The sequence below is a fragment of the Clostridium sp. MCC328 genome, assembly GCF_018785465.1.
Lineage (GTDB): Bacteria > Bacillota > Clostridia > Lachnospirales > Lachnospiraceae > Pilosibacter > Pilosibacter fragilis.
The window spans coordinates 18318-27281 of the sequence record NZ_WQPW01000023.1 but is presented as its reverse complement, the minus strand read 5'-3'; the positions used below and the strand labels follow the sequence as shown (position 1 = coordinate 27281).

General features: G+C 41.0%; 9 protein-coding genes. All 9 read right to left on the bottom strand.

Features of this window, described 5'->3' with window-relative positions; genetic code table 11:
* Positions 1-134 precede the first annotated feature (134 nt).
* The 9 genes from GPK83_RS04845 to GPK83_RS04805 all read right to left on the bottom strand — a co-directional run bounded on the left by GPK83_RS04845 (position 135) and on the right by GPK83_RS04805 (position 8961).
* Complete coding sequence (locus tag GPK83_RS04845; RefSeq protein ID WP_215704138.1) at positions 135-1337, bottom strand: M20 family metallopeptidase; 1203 nt, start codon at positions 1335-1337, stop codon at positions 135-137.
* Between the two features lie 13 nt (positions 1338-1350).
* Positions 1351-2742: a Na+/H+ antiporter NhaC family protein gene (locus tag GPK83_RS04840; protein ID WP_117504816.1), complete on the bottom strand. Its 1392-nt coding sequence runs from the start codon at positions 2740-2742 to the stop codon at positions 1351-1353.
* Between the two features lie 319 nt (positions 2743-3061).
* Positions 3062-3607: a phosphodiesterase gene (gene yfcE, locus GPK83_RS04835; protein WP_215704139.1), complete on the bottom strand. Its 546-nt coding sequence runs from the start codon at positions 3605-3607 to the stop codon at positions 3062-3064.
* Positions 3608-3672: 65 nt separating this feature from the next.
* Positions 3673-4215, bottom strand: coding sequence for a GNAT family N-acetyltransferase (locus GPK83_RS04830; protein WP_215704137.1), 543 nt, complete (start codon positions 4213-4215; stop codon positions 3673-3675).
* A 6-nt stretch (positions 4216-4221) separates the two neighbouring features.
* Positions 4222-4452 (bottom strand): hypothetical protein, encoded by a 231-nt coding sequence (locus tag GPK83_RS04825; RefSeq protein ID WP_215704136.1) that lies wholly within the window; start codon positions 4450-4452, stop codon positions 4222-4224.
* A 1-nt stretch (position 4453) separates the two neighbouring features.
* Positions 4454-5626, bottom strand: coding sequence for a Fic family protein (locus GPK83_RS04820; RefSeq protein WP_215704135.1), 1173 nt, complete (start codon positions 5624-5626; stop codon positions 4454-4456).
* A gap of 110 nt (positions 5627-5736) precedes the next feature.
* Positions 5737-6672 (bottom strand): Abi family protein, encoded by a 936-nt coding sequence (locus GPK83_RS04815; RefSeq protein WP_215704134.1) that lies wholly within the window; start codon positions 6670-6672, stop codon positions 5737-5739.
* Positions 6673-7172: 500 nt separating this feature from the next.
* Positions 7173-8285 carry a phospholipase D-like domain-containing protein gene (locus GPK83_RS04810; RefSeq protein ID WP_215704133.1) on the bottom strand — a complete coding sequence of 371 codons (1113 nt, stop codon included), beginning with the start codon at positions 8283-8285 and terminating at the stop codon, positions 7173-7175.
* Positions 8286-8316: 31 nt separating this feature from the next.
* A complete protein-coding gene (locus GPK83_RS04805; protein WP_215704132.1) occupies positions 8317-8961 on the bottom strand; it encodes a DUF6037 family protein in 645 nt (214 codons plus the stop codon).
* Positions 8962-8964: the final 3 nt, after the last annotated feature.

The window sequence follows — 8964 nt, the reverse complement described above, 5'->3', positions numbered from 1 at the left end:
TTACCTTCGGCTATATCCTTCCCACTACCGGGCGGATTCGGGACTTGCACCCGCTAGAAACGTGCGCCGCCGGGCGCACTATAAGAAAAGCAGGAGTAGAATCCTCATAATCCTACTCCTGCCTCATATATCGCCTATTCTTTTGTCAGATACTCCAACGCTGTCATCGCCATTGCTCTTGTACAGAGCTTGATATAGCGCTCGTCGATACAGAATCCCGGACTGTGTTTTGGAGAATTTCCACCGACACCGACCCATATCATGCAGGACGGAGCTTTCTGGAAATAGAATCCAAAATCCTCAGCACCTAAAAGCGGATGTTCTCCGGTAATCAGCCAATCTTCCGGTTTTCCGTCCCCGAGATCCACATGGATAATGTCCTCATATTTGCGGAAGGTGGCCGCTACAAAATCAGAGAACTTCTCATCGTTGTAGACTGCCGCGTAACCGGCACGGAATGCCAGATCACAGCTTCCCCCCATAGACTCGGCGATTCCATTGGAGATCGTCTCAATTTTTTTCATCATCGCTTCTCTGGACTCCTTCGAGAGATTTCTCAGCATGACGCCCAGCGTCACTTCATCCGCAATGATGTTCGGCGCTGTTCCACCGTGGATCATTCCCACATTTAAGGTCGCCCGATCCATCGGAGAAAGATTTCTGGAAATGATTCCATGGAGCGCTGTGACAATGGACGCGGCAATGTATACAGCATCCACACCCTCTTCCGGGGTGGAGGAATGAGCGGCTTTTCCATGGACTGTGATCTTATAGCTGTCGGAATATGCAGTCAGATAACGGCTTCCAACGACTATCTTTCCCGGGACCCCATTTTCCACATGAAGCGCAAAGCACGCATCCGGAATCTCATCCATGAGTCCGGCTTTGATCATCTCTCTTCCGCCGCCGCCATTTTCTTCCGCCGGCTGGAATACCAGCTTCACCTTTCCTTTCCACTGATCCTTTGTCCGGTTTAAGATCTCTGCTACTGTCAGAAGATTGGAGGTGTGGATATCATGGCCGCAGGCATGCATCACTCCCGGTACCTTTGATTCGAAGGGAAGTCCAGTCTTTTCCTGAATTGGCAGTGCATCCATATCGGCCCGCAGCATCAGGAATTTACCCGGCTTTCCACTGTCGATGGTTGCGATAATGCCCGGTTTACATGGACTTTCCTCATAAGGAACGCCAATACGGTCCAGTTCCCGGCATACGATCCTGCTTGTCGCAAATTCGTGAAACGAGAGTTCCGGATTTGCATGGATCTCATGCCTGATCTCAATCGTATGCTGTTCCAGTTCATCTGTTAAGCTTCTGATAAGTTCCCCTGTGTCCATCTGATTTCCTCCTTTAGAAGCCGATCGCTGTACCTACAAAGATCGATGCGATCATGATCACAAACAGCATACCGTAACACGGTATCAGGAATTTATACCACTGTTTTAAATCTACCTTTGCCATCGCAAGGCATGCCATTAAGTTTACGCTGGTCGGAGCGAAGAGGTTTGTGAAGCCATCACCGTACTGTAAAGTTAAAACTGCCATCTGACGGGTAACACCTACAACGTCGGAAAGCGGGGCCATGATCGGCATCATAACAGCTGTCTGTCCGGAACCGGAGTTGATCACAAAGTTGATCAGACCATTCGCAATGAACATTCCGATCGCTGCGAAAGCACTGCTCATATGGTTTAACGGAACTGAAATATAATAGACGATCGTGTCAAGGATACCGGAATTATTGAGAATAACGCTCATAACGCTGGCAAGGACCATAAATACCATAACGCCGCACATATCCTGTGTTCCTTTTACGAAGCGTCTCATGGTCTCATCAATATCGTAATGCGCAAGGAAACCTTCGATGAAGGCAACCGGCAGCATGATGGAGCCTAACTGTGTCATGCCAAGTCCGAGAGTCGGTCCGCCTGCCGCGAAGAAAATGAATGCTCCGAAAAAGATCACGAGGATCGCGATCTCACGGACAGTCATGGGACGGTACTCACCTGCGCCCGGAACATCTCCCTCTTCTACCGTGTTTTCTCCGCCAAAGTTTTTCGCATAGATTTCCGGATTCTTCTGGCATCGTTTTACCCAGAAGATCAGATATGCAGAAACCACCGTCAGATTCAAGATCGTAACAATTGTTCGGAGACCGGAACCGGAGTACGGAGCCAGACCCGCAATCTCCTGTCCGAGAAGGCCTGTTAACGGGTTGATCGGAGATGTCATAAATCCGGTAAAGGATCCAAGAATCACAAGACCGACTGCAAAAATACGGTCTGCTTTTAACTGCTTTGCGATCGTGATTCCAAGCGGAATAAAGAGCACAACTGTGGAAATCATGGATCCAACACAGCCTAAAAGCGCCGTTGCAAAAATATAGATCGGAATGATGATCAGGGCTTTATCTTTTAAGCGATGGATCAGGTTACTGAGCGCCCGGTCCAGAACACCTGTGGAATTTACGATTCCCATCATACCACCCATGATGATCAACGTTACAAATAATTTGCCGAACGTACTGTAAACAAGATCGCCGACTGCCAGAATTACCTGTGCCGGATTCAGATAGATCTTATCGATAATCTGGTATGTACCCGGAATTGCCATCTTTCCATCGCGTTCATAGGCGCCGGAAGGAATGATGAAGGACATCACGTAGACTACCGCGATAACAATGAGGATAACTTTCCACATGCTCAACGGTGCTTTTTTCTTCTTTGCTTGTGTTTCACCCATAGTGTCTCTCCTTTTTTGTCTACAAATGTTTTTTGTTTGAATTTTTTTACAAATCCCCACAATGAATACTATACTCTGACTTTATCGGACACGCAAGCAATATTTTATTTGCCACGAATATTCCTTGTTATTTATGTTTTCAGGGTGTGTTTGCTATACATTTTTATGACATGTATAGTGACGGAGTTAACTTCCGGAACATGAAGTATCTATCATTTATCTGCCCGCTTTCGCTGTTGTTTTGCAGATATATTTACATAATTCGCTCACATTTTTTAGTACCTCACCGTTATGATCCATTTTTAATTGCCATTAAATTTTACAACTTAATACTGTGGAATATCTCTCCCTCCAGAGTTTTCCAGACAGCTTCTCCGGTCTTCAGGATCATGTAACTGTGCTCACTTCCCTCCTTCGGAATCGACACAGAACCCGGATTCAGGTACAGATTTCCATCGCCGAATGGTTCCCACGCCGGGATATGGGTGTGGCCATGAAGAAGAATGTCCCCTGGCTGCATCGGCGGAAGTGCGTTTAAGTTAAAATGATGACCGTGAGTGGCGTAGATCAGGCGGTCCGCCGTTGGGATCACTGCGTAATCCGCGAGGATCGGGAATTCCAGAACCATCTGGTCTACCTCTGTATCACAGTTTCCGCGAACGCAGAAGATCCTGTTTTTCCGCTCATTTAACATTTTGATGACTTCCTTTGGGTCGTACTCTTTCGGGAGGTCGTTTCTCGGTCCGTGGTATAAAATATCGCCCAGAAGCAGGAGACGTTCCGCCTGCTCCCGGTCGAATGCCTCCAGCATCTTTTTGCAGTAGTACGCGGAGCCGTGGATGTCGGACGCGACCATAAGTTTTATCATTTCAGCAAATTCCTTTCCTTTTACAGATCAGCACATCTATCTCCATGCTGCTCTTGCCTTCTTTAGATTTCATCGTTCCTGCGGTTTTTTTCAAGCACATAGACATGTTCTGTCACAGTTTTATTTAACAATTTCCACTCCAGATCCCTGTTCGTATGATGATACCGGAAGCCGCATTTTTCTGCCACGCGCTTCGATTTTTCATTCCCGTCAAAATATGCGTACCAGATTCGTTTCAGCCCCAGATCTTCAAAACCGTACCGAATCAATTCCTTTACCGCCTCCGGGATGATTCCCTGCCCCCAGTACGGAGTTCCCAGCCAGCAGCCGATCTCTCCCTCATCTTCTGGTACCGGCATATTGCATGCCTCGCCCACTGTAAGGCCTGCACAGCCCACCGGCTTTCCGGTACTCTTTAAAACCACCGCATACGTTCCATCCGCCGATAAAACTTCCCGGATGATCTCTCTGCTGTTCTCCACACTCGTATGCATCGGCCATCCTGCTTCCGGACCGACCTGCGGGTCTTTCGCATATTCGTAGCAGCTCTCTGCATCGCTCTCCTGCCATGGTCTTAAAATCAGGCGTTCTGTCTGTAATTCCATCTTTATTTATCTCTCCTCCGTTTTCTTATACAGGTGATTCTCCGTTAATACTACCAGATCACCTTCATCAATCCCCTGCTCATAAAGCCAGTCATCTTCCTGACGGATCATCCGCTCGTTTTCCTTAGCGTCTTTCAGCCGGACGAAAACTGTTTTCTTTGTCCCTGCGGGGCGTTCCTCACAGCCATAGTCATCCTCCTGAATCTGGAGAATGATGTATTCCTGTTCGTTTTTCATTTTACACACTTCCCTCATAATCTGGCTTTTCACTTAACTTTTTTATAAAACAATATTTTCCTTTTCCATGCCCTTTGACCGTTTCAATGACCTCTGCGCTTATCAATAACTTTATTACTTCTGATGCTCTGGTTGCTTTTAATCCTGTCAACAGCATTATATCTTTTCTTCCAAACATGTCTTCTGTTCCGTATGCTTCATATATGCGTAGGATATGGTCCATTGTTTTATCGGACAAGCCAGGAATCATTTTTTCAAGAGGTTTACGAATGTTCGCTTTTATACTCTCATCGTTCGCTTTTTGCATTTCAATGTCCTCTTTTATACTCTCATCGTTCGCTTTTGGAGGAAACACAAACTTTCCGCTGATATGCATGACCCGATTATGCAGTTCATTTTCTTCATTTAACAACAGATTTCGCAGAAATAGCTCTAAATACTCTGTTGTTTCATGAATCCCGATTTTAAAATTATTATAATTTGCCCGCACCAATGCATTTCTAAAATACCATGCATTCTCGGCAAATATATCATTGGTGGCATCAAATCCCAGCGTTCTTAAATACTTGATAAAAAATACTGCCGTTGTTCTGGTATTTCCTTCCTCAAAAATATGGATTTGCCATAGCCTTGAAACAAACACTGCCAGATGATGAATTATTTCATTGATTGACAGCCCTTTATAGCTGAATGTTCTTTCTTCGGAGAAGTCATATTCCAACGTGTCACGGAGTTCAGATGCATTTCCATAAAGAACTGTTTCTCCGTCTAATACCCACTCTTTTTTTGTGATGTTATAATCCCTGATCTTTCCGGCGTGTCTGTAGATTCCAGTAAATAGTTTTTTATGAATCGAGATATATTCATTTGGAGTAAAACTAAAACCCGTTTCTGACAAAACCTTTACGATCCGGACAGAAACCTTATCCGCTTCCTCCGTTCTGTCTCCAGGATCCTGTTTTGGGTTTTCTTCATAGTAGCTATTTAAAAGCGAATTTGCCTCATCAATTGAAATATCACCTTCGATATTCCGAATCGCAGTATCGATCAGATATTTTGACGTTTTCAGCCCATCTACTGCCTGCAGCCCAATTGCTGTCTGCCATGCATAGCCTTTTTCACGTTTATTCGGTTCTGATTCTCTTATATATTCTTTGAAAGGATCCTGATTCATTTACATCTCCTAAATATCATATGAGGACTCTATAGAAATTAATAGGCAGTGACCGACTACTGCCAAACAAGAGTTTGATATTTTTACAGCACAAGCTATGTTCTAATAATTCATAAAAAATATCGTGTGACTGATGTCCAATTTAAAGGAAATCCCATTATTGTAAGCAACTCCTTTTCAGCTAGTTGACTACTTTGTCTATGATATGTATGTAACACCTTAATCAGCGAACTCTTAAAATCAAGAAAGCTTTCTTTTGGTAATAAATAACGAAAAGCAACAACCACACCAAACAAATCTCTTTTTCCATAAACATACTGAATTCCTTTTTTCGGAATACCAAGTTTGTCATGAAGTTTGGTGTCCGGAAAATCTATTTGTGTTCGGAAAGAGTATAAGCGTTCATTGTGAGCACATACATTTCTAAACAGAGTAAGTATTTTTAAATATTGTTCCAATGTTTTTTCTTTTACATGCGGAAAATTTTTGCTAATGCTGCTCTGTATTTGAGATGGAAGCAAAGTATACAGTTTTGAAATTTGTCCGTAAGTAAGTGTATTTATCAGCACCCATAACGGAACATTGTGATACACCTTACGTTGGTGAACCACATATGTATGATCCTGATTCTTATTTGCCTGATAATCAAGAATGTTTATAAGGCGATTGATATCATTCATTTTTTTCAGGCTGGGATTATAATTATGAGGATCAAGATATTCCGACTGTTGTTCACCATGAACTGAACAGAAATGATAGGATATCAATTGACGCATTCGACATTCGATTTCACATAGATATTTAAATATAAGTTCGCGTAGAGATAAATCAAAATGATACAACGCTAAAATATCATTGAAAGACGCACCATTCTGATAAATGCGTGTCATCGGATCAATAAACGGAATTTTGTATCCTCCAATCAGTGAAAAATATCCAATATTTTTAAGAACCTCTTTCGCCGACTCTGAATCATTTATTATAAGTTTCTTTTCATTGATGAGCTTTTCTATCTGCTCATCATATGTAAGAAATGGCTTTGCCAACCGATCCGTCTCCTTTCTGTACAAAAAAAGGAGGGCCCTCAGGTCCTCCCCCGGTCCCAGTCCTCGCGAGTATCTGGAACCTGATCACTGCCTACACTCTACCACAAAACATGCCAAAATACAAGTAGAAATCGAAGGATTTCAACCTGCTAGGCATGAATAATAGAATAGGCACAAGTGTATTCTATGCATAACATATGGCAAATATACTCCCTGACAGATCATCTGTCTGTTTGCCTCAGCGTTTTTCATTTTCCCATGCCCTTTGACCGCGTGAACCTAATACGCTTTGCTATACGCCGCAGTTGTTGCAAATTTTGCAACAGCTGAACTTGTAGTTAATTCTTGTCAGCAAGCCGTGATATCTTTTTTAGTTAATAATGCCACAGTCTCAACGTGCGGTGAAAGTTACTTCTTATACTAAATAGCGAAACCGTAGTCTTTTGCGAAAAAGTTCATGCCCCACTTAGGGGGATAGCGTTTACCCCAGCTAAAACCACTTACTTCTTTGTATTATCAATTCTTATATCATTCAATGGTAATGATTTGAATAATTTCAGTACTTTTTTCGCTAAAGTCTCCAACTCCTCAATTTGCCTAAGTAACATATCAGCTTCATCTTTAGCTTCCTCCGCCAATTCAGCAAATGCGTTACTTGCTGCACTCATAGCTTTATCTACATAATAATCTAATTTTTCATCATAAGCCTCAGCATAGCATTCACTAAGATATTCATCCTCGAAATCTTGTTCATCAAACTTAGCCAAATCATAGACACTTCCCGTAAAAAGCATCTCCATATTTTCAATCGTATGGCTTGCTTCTTCTATCACAGTATCCAAATTATCAATTCCCTTTTCATAGAACACACGCAAGTCAAATATTTTATTAACTCTTTTTAATAATTCCAGGTATTGATAACATATCTCCTTTGCCTTCTCTAAGTCTCTTGTATGTAAAACACTGCTTGTAGTATTATAATACCATTTTTCTATTCCCCTATGATCTGAGAGTAAATAAAACATCTGATAATACTCTTCATGCATTGCTCCAAACATTGCAATACTCTTTCGTATTGCCGTTTCTAAAAACAAAAGTTCTTCATCTGTCTTATATTCGCTAGAACTATCAATAATCCACGGAAACACTTCCTCTTGTAGAAATTCAATAAAATCAACATCTCTGCTTATAAAGCCCGACTCAAAATTGTCTGCACTTTCTTCAGAAAAGTTTGACGATCCTACATACGCAATATTATCAGTCATAATAATTTTTGCATGATTTGAAAAACAAAAATAAACCTCTGCTTTATCCGCAATCTTTTGTGGAGACAACTTACTTTTATATAATGAAATGCTTCTTTTGGCCTTATCTGCATAGGTTTTTCCAAAATAGGATTCCCAACGTCCCGGAATATTTGATACAATACATATCTCTGTATCTTTTTCACAATCCTTCAATGCTTTTAATAAGACATTTTGGTCTTTTGAAATATTATACGTCAAAATATGTATCTGACTTGCATTTTTAAAGTCCTCGATAACAGCAGAATATGTCAGTTCATCTTTCGACATAATAAACTCTGCATCTTCAAGCCTCTTTGAAATTATCATTAACAATATACCTCGTATGCTACAATTTTAATTATTTTCTTTTAGCAAAACTCTCAATTATTTCTCTATCTGTTCTTTCTTCTGTTGGATCATCAGAAAAGAAAAAACTCAAGTTTGTATCACTAAAATATCTTTTGTACAAATCTGGTCTTAATATTTCTGCCTTATTGCTATTTTCAACACTTCTTCCATTAGGCGTCCCATCTTCTTTTTTACCATTTCTTCTAACATCAAAACAATATATCGCATTAGGATTATTGCCCTCTGTTCTTCTTCCAATAAGTAGCCTCTCTTCTGAAGACTTCACAATCACCTTTTCTGATGGTATATAACGTGAAAATATAGCAGAAAAATCTTCAAACAAATCTCTATTGGCGTTACCTTTTTCAACGCCGAAAAATTCACAGAATTCATACGCACTATCAAAATGTACATTATAAAAATCAATATATCCCTTAATTGATACATTTACATTTTCCTGCTTTATAAATTCAACCGTTGCCTTTGCATACTTTGAAGGTCTTTTTTCGTTTTCTCTATACAATTTTAAGATAACAATATAATTCTTATTTTTATATGGAAAGAAAAAAGAATCAATAACCCATTTTTTTATTTCCATATCTTTTAACAATAATGGTAAATTTTTGAATCTTATCTCTTTTTTCAAGTCAGACATCTA

Bases quoted from the DNA above. Each gene is read 5' to 3' on its own strand.
- GPK83_RS04845 (WP_215704138.1), bottom strand. From the start codon at position 1,337: ATGGACACAGGGGAACTTATCAGAAGCTTAACAGATGAACTGGAACAG.
- GPK83_RS04840 (WP_117504816.1), bottom strand. From the start codon at position 2,742: ATGGGTGAAACACAAGCAAAGAAGAAAAAAGCACCGTTGAGCATGTGG.
- GPK83_RS04830 (WP_215704137.1), bottom strand. From the start codon at position 4,215: ATGGAATTACAGACAGAACGCCTGATTTTAAGACCATGGCAGGAGAGC.
- GPK83_RS04825 (WP_215704136.1), bottom strand. From the start codon at position 4,452: ATGAAAAACGAACAGGAATACATCATTCTCCAGATTCAGGAGGATGAC.
- GPK83_RS04820 (WP_215704135.1), bottom strand. From the start codon at position 5,626: ATGAATCAGGATCCTTTCAAAGAATATATAAGAGAATCAGAACCGAAT.
- GPK83_RS04810 (WP_215704133.1), bottom strand. From the start codon at position 8,285: ATGATAATTTCAAAGAGGCTTGAAGATGCAGAGTTTATTATGTCGAAA.
- GPK83_RS04805 (WP_215704132.1), bottom strand. From the start codon at position 8,961: ATGTCTGACTTGAAAAAAGAGATAAGATTCAAAAATTTACCATTATTG.